Source organism: Nonomuraea sp. B208 (assembly GCF_057536035.1).
In genome coordinates this window covers 620,378-639,631 of record NZ_BAAJOU010000010.1, presented here as the reverse complement: position 1 = coordinate 639,631, position 19,254 = coordinate 620,378, and the positions used below count along the sequence as shown (strand labels likewise).

Here is a 19,254-nt window from a genome sequence, read left to right as displayed (position 1 = left end):
CGTCAGGCGGCCGTGGGGCCGGAGCTGCCGGGGCTGGCGTGCCAGAGGCGGCGGGACGGGGTGACGGCCGGGGCGATGTCGGAGTAGGGCGACAGCCGGAAGCCGTTGGGATACTCGATGCTCCGCCCGCCCACGCCCACCGGCTCGCCCGGCGTACGGCGGAGCAGGTCGCGGACCGCGTCGATGCCCTGCGAACGCCACAGCCCGTCCAGGTCGGCGAGGTCCCAGCAGTCGAGGGCCCGCAGCGACACCGCCCGCACCCCGGTGCGCCGCACCACCCCCTTGGCCAGCATGAGCCACGCCCCGAACACGGTCGCGGCGCAGTGCCCCTGGACCGACTCGAAGAAGGTCAGGTCGATCGGCCCGGTGGAGTCCTCCAGGGTGGTGAAGACGACCCGCTGCCCGGAGCGCACGGCGGGCGTCTGCGTGGCCACCTTGACCCCGGCCACCAGCACCTCGGACCCGTTGCGCATGCGCAGCAGGTCGCGGGCGCGCACCACGCCGAGCAGGTCGAGCAGCTCGCCGTGGAAGCTGATGACGTGCCGGCTGACGTCGATGCCGAGGATCTCCAGCTCGGCCTCGACCATCTCGGCCTCGGTCATCTCGGGCAGCTCGCCGGGCGGCAGGTGCTCGGTGAAGCCCAGCGGGAGCTGCGCCGACGGCTGGGGCTCCACCGCTCGGGTGGCGGTGCGGGTGTAGCGCTTGGAGGCGCGCGGCCCGGCCCGTACGCCGCTCGCCGACGACCGTTCGAGCGCGCCGATCCGCGCAATCAGGTCGCGCCGGGTCAGCTCGCCGGGCTTCCAGCGCGGCCCGCCGGGATGCAGGTCGTGCAGCGCGTCGAGGCCGCCGACCTGGACGATCCGCTCGATGACGGGCCGCGAGGGCCGGGCGCGGTCCCAGAAGTCGGCCAGCGAGGTGTACGGCTGCCCGGCCACCATCCGCTCGACCTCGGCCTCGCTCACCCCTTTGACCGCCGAGAACGGCACCCGCAGCGCGTACCCCTTGCCGATGTCCGCGGCCCGGAACTCCCGCCGCCGCGCGCCGGCCAGGCGGTCGGGGCGCACCCGCACCGGCACGCGCGGCCCGAGCCGCTCCACCCGCCAGTCCTTGCCGGACTTGTTGACGTCGAGCGGCAGGATCTTGACCCCGCACTGCCTGGCCTCGTCGATGATCACCCGCGAGGGGTACATGCCGGGGTCGTGCGTGAGCACCCCCGCGAAGAACGCCGCCGCGTGGTGCCGCTTCAGCCACGCCGACTGGTAGGTGGGCAGCGCGAACGCCGCCGCGTGCGCCTTGCAGAACCCGAACCCGCCGAACGCGTCCAGCACCCGCCAGGCCCGGTCCACGGCCGCGTCGTCGAAGCCGTTGGCCCGCGCCAGGGGCACGAACGTCTTGCGCACCCGTTCGCGTCCCTCCGGCGTGCCGAGGGTTCGCCGCAGCAGCTCGGCGAAGGACAGGTCGCGCCCGGTCATCACCGAGATGATCTTCAGGACCTGCTCGTGGAACACCACGACGCCGTGCGTCTCGCGCAGCGCCTCACGCAGCCGCTCGTGCGGGTAGTGCGGCTGCCGCCACCCCTGCCTGGCCTCCAGGTACGGGGTGATCATGTCGGAGTTGACCGGCCCCGGCCGGAACAGCGAGATGTCCACGATCAGGTCATGCATCTTGCGCGGCTCCAGCTTGGCGACCAGCTCCCGCTGACCGGGCGACTCGATCTGGAAGCACCCGATCGTCCGGGCCGCGCAGACCATGTCGTAGGTCTCCTGGTCGTCGTGCGGGACGTACTGGACGTCCGGGTCGTCGCCGCGCTGGGTGTCCAGCTCGACGGTGACGCCGTCCACGCGCTTGATCTCGCCCAGCGCGTACGCCAGCGCCGACTGCATCCGCACGCCCAGCACGTCCAGCTTGAGCAGCCCGGCCTCCTCCACGTCGTCCTTGTCGAACTGCGACATCGGGAACTCCAGCAGGCTGCGTTCGACCGGCGTCCGGTCGAGGAGGCCGGAGTTGCCGACGAGCACCCCGCACGGGTGCAGCGCGATGTGCCGGGGCAGCCCGTCGAGCCGTTCGGCGAGGCGGAACACCCGGTCCAGCCCGGCGTCGCCGAGCCGGCTGCCGCGCAGCTCGGGCAGGTCGGCGAGCGAGGCGGTGATCTGCCTGGCCCTGATGTGCGGGAACGCCTTGGCGATCGTGTCGATCTCGTGCGGCGGCAGGCCCATCGCCCCGGCGACGTCGCGGATGGCGCTGCGCGCCCGGTAGGTCTCCATCATGGACACGCAGGCCACGCGGTCCTCGCCGTACCGTTCGAAGATCGCCTTGTAGCAGTCGAGGCGGCGGGCGGACTCGACGTCCACGTCGATGTCGGGCAGCCCGACGCGCCCCTCGGACAGGAACCGCTCCATGAGCAGGCCGTGGTCGAGCGGATTGACCTCGCCGATGCCGATGAGGTAGTTGACCAGGCTGCCGGCGCCCGAGCCGCGGATGGCGCAGCGCACGCCCATGCCGCGGATCATGTCGGTGATGCCGGCCACCGCGATGAAGTAGCCGGACAGGCGCTTGCGCTCGATGATCGTCATCTCCTCGCCGAGCCGCCGCCGGGCGTCGGCGTCGCGGCCGAGGCCGCGCCGGAGCAGGCCGTCCTCGACGCGGTGGCGCAGCAGCGGCACCGGATCCCTGCCGATCTCGGGCAGGTGCAGGTCAGGCGGGTCGTTGCGGAGCGCGAGCAGCCGCAGCGGGTCCATCGCGCACGCCTCGGCCAGCCGCCGGGTGGTGAGCAGCAGCCGCCCCACCCGCGTCCGGTCGGCGCCGCAGACCTTGGCCGCCACCTGCCACATCTCCTTGGTGCTCTTGAGATAGGCGTGCGAGGTCGTCCGGTCGAGGTGGCGCGGGTGCAGGGGGACGAGCTGGCGGGCCGCGTCGAGCACGTCGCCCACCTGGTGGTCGGCCGGGTCGAGGTAGCGCACCGCGTTGGTGAGCACGGCGGGCACGCCCATGGACTCGGCCAGGCCGAGCATGCGCACGGCGGTGGTCGCGTCGCGGAAGCCGTACTGGTCGACCAGCTCGATCACCACGGCGGGCACCGCCGCCCGCCACAGGCCGAGCAGCGTCCGCGCCTGCTCGTCGCGCCGCGCGGCCACCGCGCGGCCCACGTCGGAACGGGGGCCGAGCAGCACCACGAGCCCGTCGTCTGCCCCGAACCCGTGCTCGCCGCCCGGCCCGCCCGCCCACGCGCCGATCAGCTCGCGGGTCACCTTCGGGCTGCCGCGCTCGCCGGCCCGGTGGGCGGCCGTCACCAGGCGCGCCAGGCGCGACCAGCCCTCGCCGCGGGCCAGCACGGTGACGCGGTCCTCGGCCTCGGGGCCGGTGCGGGGCCGCTCGGCGCGCATGCCGGGCACCGGACCGGCCGGCGGGGCGTCGAGCGCCAGGTTGACCCCGACGACCGGCGCGATCCCGGCGTCGGCGCACGCCTGGACGTGCTTGACGGCGCCGTAGAGCCCGTCGCGGTCGGTCAGGGCCAGGATGTCCATGCCGTGCTCGGCGGCGCGGCCGGCGAGCGCCTGCGGGAAGGCGGTGCCGTAGCGCATGGAGTAGGCCGAGCACACGTTGAGGTGCGGGAACGGCGGCGCCATCAGTCCCACGCCCTCAGCAGCAGCCAGCCGTTGGCGGCGGTGTCGTAGCGCAGCTCGTAGGAGCCCACCTCGCGGCCGGGGCCGGCGTCCACGCGCCAGAACCGGCGCTCGCCCGGATCTCCCTCGCTGGTCTTCCACCATTCGCGCGCGACCACCCAGTGGTCGAGGACGCGGCGGACCAGGTAGAGCCGGTCGCGCCAGACGAACTGGATCGGCTCCCCGTCCCTCGTCCACACCTCTATCGGATCGCCATAGAGTCTGCTCAAGACGCTTCTCCCACGCGGCTCTGGTCGTGTTCGTGAGCCACCCGGGGGAAGACGGGCGCTTATGACTCGAACATATGTTCTCCGGGCGCGGAACGCAAGTCGATCGCCTGCCGTACGAGCGGGTTCGCGCCGATCGAGTTGCGGATGCTGAAGGCCACGCTGCCCGCGCGGTAACGGTCGTCGGAGGACTCCACGGGGCGGCCCTCGTGGGTCGTCGTGGTGCGGCGCTGGCGCAGCAGCGGGCTGCCGCGGCGCACCCCCAGCAGACGGGCGTCCTGGGCGCCGGCGGCGACCGCGTCGATGAGGTGCTCGCCGTAGGCGCACACGAGGCCGGCGGTGTCGTACAGGGCCTGGGTGACCGACTCGCAGTCGGCGGGCAGCGCCTCGACGGCGGGGGCCACCCAGGCCGCGTACACCGTCCGCTCGACCAGCACCGGCTCGCCCTCCAGCGTGCGCAGCCGCAGCACCTCCAGCACCTCGCCGCCGCCGAGCCTGACCGTCTCGGCGGCGCTCGCGGGGCGGCGGCGCTGCTCGATCACCTGGCCGCCGAAGCGGTGGCCGCCCGCGCGTGCCCACTGCGCGAAGCTGTGCAGCTCGGCGAAGCTCTGGCTGGGCGCCGCGCCGAGCACGATGCGCCGGGCGCCCTGCCGGGAGCCCACCAGCCCCTCGGCGGCGAGCACCGCCACCGCCTGGCGCACCGTGCCGCGCGCCGCGCCGTGCCGCCGGGCCAGCTCGGCCTCGCTGGGGAGCTGCGAGCCCACTGGGTACGCGCCGGAGAGGATGCCTTCCCGCAGGTCATCAGCGATCAGTTCATAGCGAGCAGCCACACCCGCCCCTCCCCGTTCATGAAAGAGCAACGTTCATGCGACTTACTGGTGCTCGCTTGTTTGTACAAGTTCCCTTACTTTCGTGCCATACCCCCTGCACATGGAGGCGTCGTGCTCACCTCTCGCGCCCGAGCGGCCGGAATCGCCGCAATACTCGCACTGTCCACCGCGGCCTGCGGCGCCGCCCCCGGCACCCAGCAGACCACCGAGGCGTCACAGGGCGGGGCGAACGCCGCCACCGCCACCTCCGCCGCCGACTTCGGCGGGCTGGACAAGCTCGTCGAGGCCGCCAAGAAGGAGGGCGCGCTGCACGTCATCGCCCTGCCTCCCGACTGGGCGAACTACGGCGAGATCATCGAGAAGTTCCAGGCCAAGTACGGCATCAAGATCGAGAGCGAGACCCCCGACGCGTCCAGCGCCGACGAGATCAACGCCGTCAAGACCCGCAAGGGCCAGGACCGCGCCCCCGACGTGCTCGACCTCGGCCAGTCGTTCGCGCTCAGCGGCGCGGCCGAGGGGCTGTTCGCGCCGTACAAGGTGCAGACGTTCGACAAGATCCCCGAGGGCCAGAAGGAGCAGAGCGGCCTCTGGGTCAACGACTACGGCGGCTACGTGTCCATCGGCTGCGACGCCAAGAAGATCGCCACCTGCCCCACCAGCTTCCAGGACCTCCTCAAGCCCGAGTACAAGGGCAAGGTCGCGATGAACGGCAACCCGACCAAGGCGGGCTCCGCCTTCGCCGGCGTGTACGCCGCCGCGCTCGCCAACGGCGGCTCGTTCGACGACATCCAGCCCGGCATCGACTTCTTCAAGAAGCTCAAGGACGCCGGCAACTACAACCCGGTCGAGACCACCCCGGCCACCATCGAGAAGGGCGAGACCCAGATCAGCATCGACTGGGACTACAACAACGCCGCCTACGCCCCCCAGATGGCCGACAAGGGCATCGACTGGCAGGTCAACATCCCCTCCGACGGCAAGTACTTCCAGATGTACGCCCAGGCGATCAACAAGGACGCCCCGCACCCGGCCGCCGCCCGGCTGTGGCAGGAGTACCTCTACAGCGCCGAGGGCCAGAACCTCTTCCTCAAGGGCTTCGCCCGTCCCGTGCTGCTGCCCGCCATGACCGCCGACGGCACCGCCGACCAGGCGCTCGCCGACAAGCTGCCCAAGGTGGAGGGCGAGCCGACCTTCCCCACCACCGAGCAGGTCGACGCGGCCAAGGCCAAGCTGGCCAGCGGCTGGGACGCCGCGATCTCCGGATGAGCCGTCCCCGGTCGAGCGGCTGGCTGGGCGCGCTGCCCCTGCTGACGTTCTTCGCGCTCGTCTTCGGCGTCCCCGCCGTCGTGCTGGTGGCGGGGGCGTTCACCGCGGAGGGGCGGCCCAGCACGGCCAACCTGGCGCTGAGCTTGCAGGGCGGCTACCTGACCGCCCTGCTCGGCAGCGTGAAGCTGTCGGCCGTGGTGGCGCTGGCGGGGGCCGTGCTCGGCACGTTCCTCGCCTACGCCGTCGTGACCTCGCGCTCGCGGCTGCTGCGGGAGGCGGTGCTGACCGCCTCCGGCGTGCTGGCCAACTTCGGCGGGGTGCCGCTGGCGTTCTTCTGGATCGCCACGCTCGGCAACTCCGGCGTGGTCAGCGGGCTGGTCGGGCTGCCGTCGGGGTCGCTCTACACGTTCTGGGGCCTCGCCGTCGTCTACCTGTACTTCTCGGTGCCGCTGATGGTGCTGGCCATGGCGCCGGCGCTGGACGGCCTGCGCCCGCAGTGGCGGGAGGCGGCGGCCAACAGCGGCGCCACCGCCTGGCACTACTGGCGCTACGTGGCGCTGCCGGTGCTCGCCCCGGCCATGCTGGGCGGCGTGGTGCTGCTGTTCGGCTCGGCCTTCTCCGCCTACGCCACCGCCAACGCCATGGTCGGCACCGTCGTGCCGCTCGTCACCCTGAAGATCGCCGCCGCGCTCACCGGCGACGTGCTGATCGGCTACGAGAACATCGCGCTGGCGCTCAGCCTCGACATGATCGTGGTGGCCGGCCTGGTCATGGTGATCTACCTGCCGCTGCAGAGGAGGACCTCGCGATGGCTGCACTGACCGGGCTGGAGCCCGTCGCCACCGCCGCCCCCGCGAAGGCGCCCGCCCGGCCGAGGGTGTGGCGCGGGCTGGTGTTCCTGGTGGCCGGGCTCTACTTCCTGGTGCCGCTCGGCGCCTCGCTCTGGTACACGCTCTACTCGCCCAGGTCCGGGGTGTCGTTCGCGCCCTACGCCGAGCTGCTGACGGCCGAGGGCTTCGCGAGCTCCCTGACGCTGTCGCTGGGGCTGGCGGCGGCCACGATCGCCGTGGTGCTGCTGCTGGCGCTGCCCGCCATGCTGGCCGTACGGCTGTTCGCGCCGCGGCTGCGGCCGGTCATGGAGGTGCTGTGCACGCTGCCGCTGGTGGTGCCGCCGATCACGTTCGTGGCGGGGCTGTCCACGGCGCTGCGGAACGGCACCGAGATGCTGGCGCCGACGCCGTTCTGGGCCACGATCATCGCGGTGCAGGACCCTGGCTTCCCGATCGTGCTGGTGCTCGCGTACGTGGTGCTGGTGCTGCCGTTCGTGTACCGGTCGCTGGACGCCGGGCTGCGCACGATGGACGTGCGGACGCTGGTGGAGGCGGCGCGCAACCTGGGAGCCTCGTGGCCGTACGTGCTGTTCCGGGTCGTGGTGCCCAACCTGCGCTCGGCCCTCGCCAGCGCGTCGTTCCTGACGCTCGCGCTCGTCCTCGGCGAGTACACCGTCGCCAGCCTCCTGGGCTACCAGCCGTTCGCGGTGTGGATCGTGACCGTGTCGGGGTCGAGGGGCCAGCTCTCGGTGGCCGTCTCCATCCTGAGCCTGCTCATCATCTGGCTGCTCCTGCTGGCCGTGTCGACCGTCTTCGGTAGGGAGAAAAGGAAATGACCGCATCGGCTCCGGCGTCCGTCGAATTCCGGGCGCTGCGGCGGGAGTTCGGGAGGACGGTCGCGCTGGACGGGCTCGACCTGCTCATCGAGCCCGGCGAGTTCGTCGCCCTGCTCGGCCCTTCCGGGTGCGGCAAGACGACGGCGCTGCGGTGCGTGGCCGGGTTCGAGCGGCCCGACTCCGGCGCGGTGCTCGTGGACGGCAAGGACGTCACCCGCGTGCCCGCCAACAAGCGCGACGCCGGGATGGTCTTCCAGTCGTACTCGCTGTTCCCCAACCTGAACGCCCGCGACAACGTCGCCTTCGGGCTGCGCGTGCGCAAGGTGCCCGCCGCCACCCGCCGGGCGCGCGCGGACGAGCTGCTGGAGCTGGTCGGCCTGCCCCAGCACGCCGACCGCTACCCCCACCAGCTCTCCGGCGGCCAGCAGCAGCGGGTCGCGCTGGCCCGCGCGCTCGCCCTGGAGCCGCGCGTGCTGCTGCTCGACGAGCCGCTGTCGGCGCTGGACGCCAAGGTACGGGTCACCCTGCGCGAGGAGATCCGGCGGCTCCAGCTCGACCTGGGCATCACCACCGTCTTCGTCACCCACGACCAGGAGGAGGCCCTGTCGGTCGCCGACCGGGTCGCGGTGCTGCGGGAGGGGCGGCTGGAGCAGGTGGGCGCGCCCGCCGAGGTCTACGACCGGCCCGCGACGCCGTTCGTCGCGGAGTTCGTCGGCACCATGAACCACCTCGCCGGGACGCTCGGCGGCGACCGGGTGAGCGTGCTCGGCCAGAGCCTGCCCGTGGACGGCCCCGTACCGGGCGGCGCGGACGTGGACGTGCTGGTCCGGCCGGAGGCGGTCCGGGTGGAGCCCGCCGAGGACGGGCCCGCTGAGGGCGCGACGGCCGAGGTGCTGGCGGCCTCCTTCCGCGGCGCGTCCGTACGGCTCCGGCTCGCCGTGGACGGCGGCGAGGTGCTGGCCGACGTGCCCGGCCACGAGGCGGCGCGGCTCGGGCCGGGGACGCGGGTCGCGGTGCGGCTGGTGGAGCGGCCCGTGCTGGTGGCGGCCCGTACGGTCACGACGCCCGCTCCCGTCGTGGCCGCCGCCGATGCCGTCTGATCCTCAGGCGGTCCTGCTTGACCTGGACGGGACGCTGGTGGACACCGAGGGGGCGTGGTGGCGGGCGGTGGCCGGGGTCGCCGCGACGCTCGGGCGGCGGCTGGGGGCGGACGACGTGCCGCACGTACGCGGCCGCACCGCCGCCGACGCCGCCGCCCACCTCCTCCCCTCCGCCTCCGGAGCCGCTGTGGGCGCGCTGGCGGAGCGGCTGGTGGACGCCTTCGCCGAGCGGCTCGGCCGCGACGGCGTGCCGGTGATGCCCGGGGCCCTTGAGCTCCTGTCCGACCTCGCGGCCGCGTCCATCCCCACGGCCCTGGTCAGCGCGTCCCCGCGGCGCGTGGTCGAGCTGGTGCTGCCGTGCCTGCGCCACTCGTTCCACGTGGTCGTCGCCGACGGGGAGGCGGCGCGCGGCAAGCCGCATCCGGACCCGTACCTGGAGGCGGCCCGGCGGCTCGGCGCGGACCCCCGGCGCTGCGTGGCCGTCGAGGACAGCCCGGCGGGCGTCGCGGCGGCCACCGCCGCGGGATGCCGGGTGCTGGTGGCGGGGCCGGAGGGACCGCCGTCCCTGGCCGGCATCCGCGCCTGCCTGGCCGCGTCGCGAGGGGCCTTGTGACCATGCTCCCGCGATCATGGCGGTGTCGGTAAGCTTGCGCGGCGTGAATGAAACCTCCCACATCGGGCGCTACAGGGTGCTGAGCGTGCTGGGGCGGGGCGGCATGGGCACGGTTCACCTCGCCGAGGACCCCGCCGGCCAGCGGGTCGCCGTCAAGGTCATCAACCCCGAGCTGAGCCAGCACGAGCAGTTCCGCCTGCGCTTCCGCAGGGAGGCCGACGCCGCGCGCCGGGTGCGCAGGTTCTGCACGGCGGCCGTCCTGGAGGCGGCGCTCGACGGCGACCAGCTCTACGTCGTCACCGAGTACGTGCCGGGCCCCAGCCTGGAGCAGGCCGTACGCGAGTCGGGCCCGCTGCGCGGCTCCAGCCTCGACGCGCTGGCCGTGAGCGTGGCGACGGCACTGACCGCCATCCACGCGGCCGGGGTCGTCCACCGCGACCTCAAGCCGTCCAACGTGCTGCTGTCGCCGGTCGGCCCGCGCGTGATCGACTTCGGCATCGCGCGGGCGCTCGACACGCTCGGCGGCGTCACCGGCACTGGCGAGCTGGTCGGCACGCCCCGCTACATGGCGCCCGAGGTGCTGCGGGGCGAGCCGGTCTCGCCGGCCTGCGACGTGTTCTCGTGGGGGTGCCTGGTGGCGTTCGCGGCGAGCGGGCGGGCGCCGTTCCCCGGTGACACGCTGCCCACCATCGTCTACCAGGTGCTCAACACCGAGCCCGCGCTCGACGGCGTCGAGCCGGGGATGCGCGAGCTGGTCAGGGCCGCGCTGCGCAAGGACCCGGCCGCCCGGCCGACCGCCCAGCAGCTCCTCGACCACCTCGTCGGGCGGGCCGCCGAGCCGGAGCAGGCCACGCGGACGGTCCAGGCGACCTGGCAGCACGCCGGCGGCCCGTACGCGCCGCAGCCGGTGGACGGGGCGCAGCGCGGCAAGCTGTACGCGGCCGTCGCCGCCGGGGCCGCGCTGCTCGTGGCCGCGTCCGTCGGGGCGTGGGCGCTGCTGTCGCCCGGCGGCCCGCCCGACCTCGGCGTCCTGTACGCCGAGGACTTCACCCAGACCTCCGGCGGCTGGAACGGCACCTACGACGCCAGTGCCGACGCCTCCTACGGATACCGGACGGACGGGACGTACGGACTGGACGTCAAGCAGGGCAGCGGCTGGGAGGAGCGGTGGGCGGAGGCCCCCATCCCCTTCCTCGTCGCCACGCCGACGACCACGCCCAACCCGACGGCCAAGCCCACGCCGATGCTGCCGACGTCGGTGGTCATCGGCGTCACCGCCGAGGTCAAGAAGGCGTCGGGCACCGGCGAGTACGGCGTCTACTGCCACGCCGCCGACGACAAGTCCTACTACGAGTTCGGGCTGGACACGGCGGGCAAGGCCAGGATCCGGCGGGTGGTGGACGGCGCGGGCGGCACCCTCGCCCCTCCGGTCCAGGTGGACGGGCTGTCCGGCGGGCCGGTCAGGATCGTGGTGGCGTGCGAGCAGGTGGACACGGCGACGCGGCTGACCATGTGGGTCAACGACGACCGGGTGCACCAGGTGGAGGACCCGGACGGGATCGGCAACGGGACGCTCGGGCTGTTCGCGCGTACGACGAAGGCCGAGGGGTCGCTGCTGCGGACCACGTTCGACGACTTCGAGCTGCGCGGCAAGAAGGCCGACCCCTGATCGCCACGCAGTCGACCTCTGCTCAGAGGACTCCGGTTGCTCAGAGGACTCCGGCGCGGGCGGCGGCCAGGGCGGCGTCGGCGGCACGGTCGGCGTCCCGTTCACTGACCGGCTCGTGCGCCACGAACAACCGGTAGTAGACGGGCGCGACCGCCACCCTGATCACCTCGCGGACGTCCACCACGTCGGGCAGCTCGCCCCGGGCGACCGCCCGCCGTACGACCTCGGCCGACTGGTCGTGCCTGGCCACGAAGAAGTCGTGCAGCGCCCGCGCCGCCGCCTCGTTCTGCACGGCGGCCGCCACGAACGCCGACGACACCGGCCCGAGCTCGGGATCGTCGAACCCCGACCGGACGAGCTGCACGACGCCCCGCAGGTCGCCCTCGATCGTCCCGGTGTCGGGGATGGGCCAAGGCTCGTCGCGCGCCAGCTCCAGTGCGTCGGAGATGAGCCCTTCCACATTGCCCCAGCGCCGGTAGACGGTCGTCTTGTGCACGCCGGACCGCTCGGCCACCCGCTCGACCGTCAGCCCGGTGTAGCCGTGCTCGGCCAGCTCGGCGAGGGTCGCCTGGCGTACGGCATCGCGTACGCGCGCGCTGCGCCCTCCCGGCCGTTTGCTGCCACCCGCTTCCAAAAACTACTCCAGTTGCGTTTGTCTGCCCGCTTGTGGTTAGCTAACGCTACCGCAGTTGCGATTGGAGTTTCATCCTGATCCACTTTCGTAGCGTTTCCAAGTCCTACGGCGAGCGCATCGTGCTCGACGACGTCACCGTGTCCGTCAAGGCGGGCGAGCGCGCGGGCGTCGTCGGCGAGAACGGCTCGGGCAAGTCCACCCTGCTCCGGCTCCTGGCCGGGGTCGAGCGCCCCGACGACGGCGAGATCACCGTGCCGACCGCCGCCGACGAGGTGGGTTATCTCGGCCAGACCCTGGACCTGCCGCCCACGCACACCGTCCAGCAGGCCGTGGACGCCGCCCTGGCCGGCCTCCGGGCCATCGAGCGCCGCCTGCGCGACCTGGAGACGACCTTCGCGACGGCCGCCGCCGACACCGCAGACGACACCGCCGCCGACACCACCGACGCCGCCGCCCTCGCCGAGTACGGCGAACTGCAGACGCTCTACGAGGCGCGCGGCGGCTACGAGGCCGACGCCCGCGTCGACAAGGCGTTCCACGGCCTCGGCCTGGCCCACGTCGGCCGCGACCGGACTCTCGGCAGCCTGTCGGGAGGCGAGCTGGCCCGGCTCGGGCTGGCCTGCGTCCTCGCCGCCGCGCCCCGCGTCCTGCTCCTCGACGAGCCCACCAACCACCTCGATGAGCCGGCGTTGACCTGGCTCGAAGACCGCCTGCGCGAGCATCGCGGCACGGTCGTCGTGGTCTCCCACGACCGCGTCTTCCTCGGCCGCGTCGCCACCGCCGTCCTGGAGGTCGAGGGCGGGGCCGTCACCCGCTTCGGCGGCGGCTACGACGGCTTCGTCGCCGCCAAGGCGGCGGCGCGGGCCCGCTGGGAGCAGGCGTACGCGGCCTGGTGCGCGGAGGTGCGCCAGGTGCGCGAGCACGCCGCCACCACCGCCCACCGCGTCGCCGCCGGCGGCCTCATGCGCGACAACAACAAGATGGCCTACGACCGTAACGCGGGGCGCGTGCAGAGCTCGATCTCCAGCCGCGTCCGCAACGCCCACGAACGCCTCCGCCGCCTCCTCGACAACCCGATCCCCCGCCCCCCATCCCCCCTCCACTTCCACTCCCCCTTCACCCCACCCCCCACCCCCGTCCCCGTCCCCGACAACGGCCCCACCCCCACCGAAACCGCCAGCACCGCCGGGACCACCGCCCCCGGGACCACCGCCCCCGGGGCCACCGCAACCACCGGGACCACCGCCTTCGGGACCACCGCCCCCGGGACCACCGGAACCGACAGCACCACCGGGGCCACCGCAACCATCGAAACCGCCGCCACCGGGATCACCGGAGCCGCCGCCACCGGGACCGCCAGGACCTCCGGCACCGCCGGCGCCCTTGGGACCTCCGCGACCTCCGCGACCTCCGCCACCTCCGCGACCGTCAGGGCATCGGAGCAAGGGGTGCTGGTCGAGCTCCGCGACGTCCGGATCGGCGACGGCCGCCTGCACATCCCGCATCTGGCCCTCGCCCCAGAAGACCGCCTGCTCGTACGCGGCCCCAACGGCGCCGGCAAGTCCACGCTCCTGCAAGCGCTCGCCGACGAGGCCGCCCGCGCCTCGGTCAGAGTCGGCCACCTCCCCCAGGAGGTGACGTTCGACCCCGACCTCACCGTCCTCGCCGCCTACGGCCACGGCTACCCGGACGAACGCGAGGCCGCCCTCCTCGGCACCGGCCTCTTCGCCCCGCACACGCTCCGGCAGAAGGTCGGCGAGCTGTCAGTGGGGCAACGACGCCGCCTGGCCCTAGCCCGCCTGCTGGCCTCCGAGCACGACCTGCTCCTGCTCGACGAGCCCACCAACCACCTCTCGCCACTCCTGGCCGAGGAGCTGGAACAGGCACTCGACCACTACCGCGGCACGCTCGTCGTGGTGTCGCACGACCGCGCGCTGACCCAGCGCTTCCGCGGCGAACACCTGCACCTCGTAGGGGGACGTATATGTTGACCATGATCGACGCCGGCACACCGTACGGCATCACGACCAGCCCGGACGGCGAGCTCTGGTTCACCCTCGTCCACCAGGGCCGCATCGGACGCCTGCGCCCCGGTCACGGCGCCCCGGTGATCCACCAGCTCGACCCGGCCGACGGCCAGCCCACCGTGATCACGCCCGGCCCGGACGGCGCGATGTGGTTCACCGAGGGCCAGGGCGGCCGGGTGTCCAGGATCACCGCCGACGGCGAGGTGACCGCCTACCCCGCCGACTCCCCGTTCGGCATCACAGCAGGCCCCGACGGCGCCATGTGGTTCACCCAGATGCAGCCGGGCCGCATCGGCCGCATCACACCGGACGGCGACCGCGCCGACTTCGAGATCCCGTCGCCCGGCGGCATGCCCGCCTTCATCACCCCCGGTCCCGACGAGGCCCTGTGGTTCACCCTCAACCAGGGCAACGCGATCGGCCGCGTCTCACTGACCGGCGAGGTGACCCTCCACCCGCTGCCCACGGAGGCCGCCGCCCCGGTCGGCATCACGCTCGGCCCGGACGCGGCGCTGTGGTTCGTGGAGATCGGCGCCGGGCAGATCGGCCGCATCGACCCGACCGGCAAGATCGACGAGTACCCGCTCGCCGACCCCGCCTCCCGCCCACACGCGATCATCGCAGGCCCCGACAACGCCCTGTGGTTCACCCTCTGGGGCACCGACCGCGTCGGCCGCATCACCCCGGATGGTGCCATCCAGGAGTTCGCCCTCCCGGAGCCGCCACCCGGTCATGGAGGCGGCGAACCGTGGAAGGCAGAGCCACACGGCCTGACGGTGGGCCCTGACGGAGCAATCTGGACCGCCCTCGAAGCCGGCGCCCTGGCCCGCCTCACCACGACGCCCTGACCACCCGGCCTCGTCCCACTCCCCACCACCTACGGGGCTCATCACGGCTCGATCTGAGCCGCCACCCGTCGAGTCCGTCAAGGGGGTGTTGCGGGGGTCCGGGTGGCGACCGGACTCTCGCGCGGAGTTGACTATGGGCATGCATGCCATCTTCGTCTCCGCCCAGGGCGGTCCAGAAGTTCTCCAATACGTCGAGCGTCCCGACCCCACGCCCGGTGACGGCGAGGTCGTGGTCGACGTCGCCGCCAGCGGCGTCAACTTCATCGACATCTACCACCGCTCCGGCGCGTACCCGCTCGACCTGCCCATCACCATCGGCTCGGAGGGGGCGGGCACGGTCGCGGCGGTCGGGGCCGGGGTGCGGGACGTGGCCGTCGGCGACACCGTGGCCTGGGCGAACGTGCTCGGCAGCTACGCCGAGAAGGCCGTCGTGCCGGCCGCGCGGCTGGTGCCGGTGCCGGACGGCGTGTCGGCCGAGCTGGCCGCCGCGACCATGCTGCAGGGCATGACCGCCCACTACCTGACCCACTCCACGCACGAGGTGAAGGAGGGCGACCGCGTCCTCGTGCACGCGGGCGCGGGCGGCATGGGCCAGCTGCTGATCCAGCTCGCCAAGCTGCGGGGCGCCAAGGTGTACGCCACGGTGTCCACCGACGAGAAGGAGAAGCTGGCCCGCGAGGCCGGGGCCGACGAGGTGCTGCGCTACGACGACTTCGCCGAGGCGCTGCGCGGCACGATCGACGTCGTGTACGACGGCGTCGGCAAGGCCACCTTCGACGGCAGCCTGGACGCCCTGCGCCCGCGCGGCCTCATGGCCCTGTACGGCGCCGCGAGCGGCCCGGTCCCGCCCCTCGACCCGCAGACCCTCAACAAGAAGGGCTCGCTCTTCCTGACCCGGCCGACACTCGTGCACTACATCGCCGAGCGGGCGGAGCTGCTGCAGCGCGCGTCCGACCTGTTCGGCTGGATCGCGGCGGGCGAGCTGCGCATCAACATCTCGCACCGCTATCCGCTGGCGGACGCACGGAAGGCTCACGAGGACCTGGCCGGCCGGCGTACGACCGGCAAACTGCTCCTCATCCCGGACCGATCGGCCGGTGACCGTACTCGCCGGTGAGGGCGCCGGCGGCGGACAGTCGTGGACGATCTCGGGCCACGGCTTCGGCCGGTCGCCAGTCGAGCAGAGGTGACGACGGCGAGCCCGCCGTCACCTCGATCCCGGCCGTCGTCGAGACAGCGAGCATCGCGTCGCCGTACTGTCCGTGTCGGCACCGCAGAGGGACACGGCGTCGAACGCCGCATCCCCTGGCTGTGGTCGGCGCGGACGGCGGCGCACGCGAGCTCCGCCACCGCGGCGGGCCCGGCGCCCCATCGACCGCCCTGCCGGCCCCACCACCCGCTGTCCGGACGACCTCTTCAGAGGACTCCCAGCCGCGTCAGGCGCCGACGGCCGCGGGCCGGACCGTGCCGGGGACGGGCTCGAACTCGGCGCTGCGGTACCGCTCGACCTCCGACCAGGCCGCCCACATGCCGGCCAGGCACCGGTCGAACGCCTGCCCCTGCCGCACGTACGCCGCCCGCGCGGGCCCGGGCCGTACGCACAGGTCGTCGCTGTCGCTGATCGACCACGGCATGTCCGCATGGCCGAGCGCGGCGGGCAGCAGCGAGGCGACCCCGCGCGCCCCCAGCTCGCTGGTGAGCTGCCGGCGCACCGGCCGCCCGAGGACGTCGGCGAAGACCTGTGCCCACACCTCCGAGCGCGCGCCCCCTCCGGCCAGCCGCCAGGGCCGGTCGGCGACGGCGGCCCCGCTGGCCAGCACCCGCTCGAGCTGCACCCGGTGGTACTGGGCGACCCCCTCGATGACCGCGCGGGTAAGGTGGCCGCGCCGGTGCAGCCCGGAGACGCCGAGGAAGGTGCCGGAGGCCGCCGGGTGCTCGGGCGCGCCGTTGACGAACGGCAGGAACAGCAGCCCGACCGCCCCCGGCTCCACCTCGGCAGCCTCCCGCAGCAGCTCGGCCGCGGGAACGCCGCCCACCTGGTCGTACGGCGCGCACGCCGAGGCCAGCCACTCCAGGTTGGCCGCCGACGTGGGCGCGACCTCCATGGCCAGCATCGTCCGGGAGTCGGGCATCAGCGCGCTGAGCGTGACGCCGGGAGCCGGCACCCGCGCCGGCACGACGACGCCGTTGATGGCCCAGGTGCCGACGATGATCGTCATGTCGCCCGGCTCGCGGCCGCCCGCGCCGAGCGTCGCGGCCACGCAGTCCATGCACCCGGCGATCACGGGCAGCCCCTCGGGGAGCCCGGTCAGCTCCGCCACCCGCGCGCTCAGCCCGGCCACGACCTCCCCCGACTCCCGCAGCGGCGGGAACCGGTCGAGGTCGCTCGCCGGCAGCCCCACCAGCTCCAGCGCCGTCGGGGTGTAGCGCCGGGTGTCCAGGGCCACCATGCCGAACGCGCTGGCGTCGCTGTAATCGGCGCTCGGCCTGCCGGTGAGCTGCGAGGTCACCCAGTCCTTGCAGGACAGGACCCATCGGGTCGCCGCGTACGCCTCGGGTTCGTGGTCGTGCAGCCAGCGCAGGAGCACGGCCGGCTGCGCCGCCCACGGGATGGACCCGGTCTCGGCCGCCAGGGCGCGGGCGGTATCGGCGGGGATCGCGTCGACGAGGTGCCTGGCCCTGCTGTCGGAGGAGGCGATGGCCGGGCCGACCGGCCGCAGGTCCGCGTCGACGGGGTACAGGCCGTTGCCGTGCGCCGCCACCCCGATTCCGGCGGGGACGTACCCGCCGGCCGCCAGCTCGGCCGCCAGCCGCCCGAGCAGCGCGACGACCGTGTCGGCCAGCCCCCGCATGTCCACGTCGTGCCGGTGCGCGGTCGTGGTGGTGCGGGGCGTGCGGGCGTGCACCACGCCGACCTCGCGGCCCTCCGCGTCGAACGCCGCGGCCTTCGACGCGGTCAGGCCGACGTCGACGCCGATGTAGCAGATCGCCCGGTCCGTCACGATGTCCTCCTGTCGCCGCCCGCCGGTGCCGCCAGGGCCCGCGGCCGATAGCGCTCCAGCTCCTTCTCGTAGCCGATCACCTCGGCCCTTGCCCGCTCCTCGTCCCAGCCGAGATGGCGCACGGCCACGGCGGCGCAGGCGGGCGCGGCGGACAGACCCATGTCGGCGCCGAGCCCGATGAGGGTACGTCTGAGCATGATGTCACCCAGGGTCACGGCGCCTTCCTCGCGCACGGCCATGACGATTTCGGCGGCCAGTGCGCCGCTCTCCTTGTCGACGGTCTCGGCGAGGGCGGGGTCCTCGGCGGCCAGGTCGAGCACGCGGCGGGCACGCACCCCGTAGAGGGTGAGCAGCCTGGCCGAGCGCGCCCGGTCGAGCGGCGAGTGGCGGAGGAAGTCCCGGGCGAACTCCGGCCAGTCCGAGGTCTCCGCGCCGGGCAGCGGCCGTCCGCGCGTCACGCACCTTCTGGGCCGGCGGCCGAGCACCCGCAGCGCCGCGTCGGTGACGTCCTCGGCCAGCGCGCGGTGCGTGGTGAGCTTCCCGCCGATGACGGTCAGCAGACCCTGGTACGCGGGCGCGTGGTCGAGCACGGTGTGTCCCCGGCTGATCTTGGCGTTGTCCGCCACGCCGCTCTCGTACGGCAGGGGCCGGATCCCGGCGACGCTGTAGAGCACGTCGCCGGGGGTGAGCCGGGCGTCCGGGAAGATGCGGTTGGTCTCGGCGAGCAGGTAGCCGATCTCGTCGTCGCTCGCCGTGACGTCGTCCAGGTCGCCGTCGTAGCTGAGATCGGTGCTGCCGAGCACGTACCTGCCCTGCCAGGGCAGGACGAAGATGGGCCGCCGGTCGGCTGCCGCCTCGAAGAAGATGCAGGTGTCGGGCGCGCCGGGGAAGGGGTCGACGACGACGTGGCTGCCCTTGGTGCCGCCGTTCAGCCGGCGGCTCTCCACCTGCCCGTCGAGGACGCGGTCGATCCACGGGCCGGCCGCGTTCACGGTGACGGCGGCCCGGATCTCCTCGCGCCGGCCGGTCCGGCGGTCCTCGATGCGCAGCCCGCGGACGTGACCGTCGTCGACGATGAGGCCGGTGACCGTGGTGTGGGTGAGCACCCGCGCGCCCAGCCGCCGCGCGTCGAGAAGCAGTTCGACGCAGAGCCGTTCCGCCCCCGGCACCTGCGCGTCGTGGAACAGCGCGGCCCCGCGCAGGCCCGCACGCGACAGGCCGGGCCACCGGCGGGCCACCTCACGCAGCGGCACGCGGCGGCTCAGGCCGCGTCCCCGGCCCAGCGCCAGCACGTCGAAGGCGAGCAGGCCCAGCCGGATCAGCGGGCCCGGCCGGCTGTTGCCCCGGTAGAAGGGGATCAGCATCGGGTAGTCGCGCACGAGGTGCGGAGCGGTGCGAAAGAGCAGGTGCCGTTCCCGGATGGACTCGTACACGAGGGAGAAGTCGTAGCGTTCGAGGTATTTCAGGCCGCCGTGGATCAGCCGACTGGACGTGCTGGACGTGCCGGAGCCGATGTCGGCGCGGTCCACGACGGCGACGCGCAGCCCGCGGGCGGCGGCGTCCCGGGCGATGGCGAGCCCGTTGATACCGGCCCCGATGACGGCGAGATCGACCTCGCCGCCGGTTCCGGTGGGATGGTGAGACATGGGGAGGCTCCCGGAGGTGACGGGCGCGGGTCCGCGGCGGTCCGAACGCGCTCACGGACCCGCG

At 73.7% G+C, this 19,254-nt stretch carries 15 protein-coding genes; 9 read left to right on the top strand and 6 right to left on the bottom strand.

Features of this window, described 5'->3' with window-relative positions:
• Positions 1-2 precede the first annotated feature (2 nt).
• From AC27IY_RS08275 to AC27IY_RS08265, 3 genes are read right to left on the bottom strand one after another with little or no spacing between them, the layout of a single operon-like run.
• Positions 3-3,626 (bottom strand): DNA polymerase III subunit alpha, encoded by a 3,624-nt coding sequence (locus AC27IY_RS08275; protein WP_487177713.1) that lies wholly within the window; start codon positions 3,624-3,626, stop codon positions 3-5.
• Entirely contained in the window at positions 3,626-3,892 is a 267-nt protein-coding gene (locus AC27IY_RS08270; protein WP_026214111.1) for a DUF6504 family protein, read from the bottom strand. The genes AC27IY_RS08275 and AC27IY_RS08270 overlap by 1 nt, the downstream gene beginning before the upstream one ends.
• Positions 3,893-3,951: 59 nt before the next feature.
• Entirely contained in the window at positions 3,952-4,719 is a 768-nt protein-coding gene (locus tag AC27IY_RS08265; protein WP_487177592.1) for a GntR family transcriptional regulator, read from the bottom strand.
• 111 nt (positions 4,720-4,830) lie between these two features.
• Between AC27IY_RS08265 and AC27IY_RS08260 the strand changes: the two genes are divergently transcribed.
• Genes AC27IY_RS08260 through AC27IY_RS08235 form a run of 6 tightly spaced genes read left to right on the top strand, consistent with a single transcriptional unit; the run spans position 4,831 to position 11,033 of the window.
• Positions 4,831-5,985, top strand: a complete 1,155-nt coding sequence (locus AC27IY_RS08260) for an ABC transporter substrate-binding protein (protein ID WP_487177591.1) — start codon at positions 4,831-4,833, stop codon at positions 5,983-5,985.
• A complete protein-coding gene (locus AC27IY_RS08255; protein WP_487177590.1) occupies positions 5,982-6,806 on the top strand; it encodes an ABC transporter permease in 825 nt (274 codons plus the stop codon). Before AC27IY_RS08260 ends, AC27IY_RS08255 begins: the two co-directional genes overlap by 4 nt.
• The gene (locus AC27IY_RS08250; protein ID WP_344207052.1) at positions 6,794-7,651 is read left to right on the top strand and encodes an ABC transporter permease; all 858 of its coding nucleotides are present in this window, start codon (positions 6,794-6,796) and stop codon (positions 7,649-7,651) included. The genes AC27IY_RS08255 and AC27IY_RS08250 overlap by 13 nt, the downstream gene beginning before the upstream one ends.
• Positions 7,648-8,751, top strand: a complete 1,104-nt coding sequence (locus AC27IY_RS08245; RefSeq protein WP_487177589.1) for an ABC transporter ATP-binding protein — start codon at positions 7,648-7,650, stop codon at positions 8,749-8,751. Before AC27IY_RS08250 ends, AC27IY_RS08245 begins: the two co-directional genes overlap by 4 nt.
• Positions 8,741-9,364: an HAD family hydrolase gene (locus AC27IY_RS08240; protein WP_487177588.1), complete on the top strand. Its 624-nt coding sequence runs from the start codon at positions 8,741-8,743 to the stop codon at positions 9,362-9,364. Before AC27IY_RS08245 ends, AC27IY_RS08240 begins: the two co-directional genes overlap by 11 nt.
• 43 nt (positions 9,365-9,407) lie before the next feature.
• Positions 9,408-11,033, top strand: a complete 1,626-nt coding sequence (locus tag AC27IY_RS08235) for a serine/threonine-protein kinase (protein WP_487177587.1) — start codon at positions 9,408-9,410, stop codon at positions 11,031-11,033.
• 40 nt (positions 11,034-11,073) lie between these two features.
• Here the strand turns inward: AC27IY_RS08235 and AC27IY_RS08230 are convergent, their stop codons facing one another.
• The gene (locus tag AC27IY_RS08230; protein ID WP_344207048.1) at positions 11,074-11,667 is read right to left on the bottom strand and encodes a TetR/AcrR family transcriptional regulator; all 594 of its coding nucleotides are present in this window, start codon (positions 11,665-11,667) and stop codon (positions 11,074-11,076) included.
• A gap of 119 nt (positions 11,668-11,786) precedes the next feature.
• Between AC27IY_RS08230 and AC27IY_RS08225 the strand changes: the two genes are divergently transcribed.
• From AC27IY_RS08225 to AC27IY_RS08215, 3 genes are all read left to right on the top strand, one after another.
• A complete protein-coding gene (locus AC27IY_RS08225; protein WP_487177586.1) occupies positions 11,787-13,658 on the top strand; it encodes an ABC-F family ATP-binding cassette domain-containing protein in 1,872 nt (623 codons plus the stop codon).
• On the top strand, positions 13,652-14,542 hold the full coding sequence (locus tag AC27IY_RS08220; RefSeq protein WP_487177585.1) for a Vgb family protein: 891 nt from the start codon (positions 13,652-13,654) through the stop codon (positions 14,540-14,542). The genes AC27IY_RS08225 and AC27IY_RS08220 overlap by 7 nt, the downstream gene beginning before the upstream one ends.
• A gap of 139 nt (positions 14,543-14,681) precedes the next feature.
• On the top strand, positions 14,682-15,659 hold the full coding sequence (locus AC27IY_RS08215) for a quinone oxidoreductase family protein (RefSeq protein WP_487177712.1): 978 nt from the start codon (positions 14,682-14,684) through the stop codon (positions 15,657-15,659).
• 319 nt (positions 15,660-15,978) lie between these two features.
• Here the strand turns inward: AC27IY_RS08215 and AC27IY_RS08210 are convergent, their stop codons facing one another.
• A complete protein-coding gene (locus AC27IY_RS08210) occupies positions 15,979-17,544 on the bottom strand; it encodes an FGGY-family carbohydrate kinase (RefSeq protein ID WP_487177584.1) in 1,566 nt (521 codons plus the stop codon).
• On the bottom strand, positions 17,541-19,190 hold the full coding sequence (locus AC27IY_RS08205) for a glycerol-3-phosphate dehydrogenase/oxidase (RefSeq protein WP_487177583.1): 1,650 nt from the start codon (positions 19,188-19,190) through the stop codon (positions 17,541-17,543). Before AC27IY_RS08205 ends, AC27IY_RS08210 begins: the two co-directional genes overlap by 4 nt.
• Positions 19,191-19,254 lie beyond the last annotated feature (64 nt).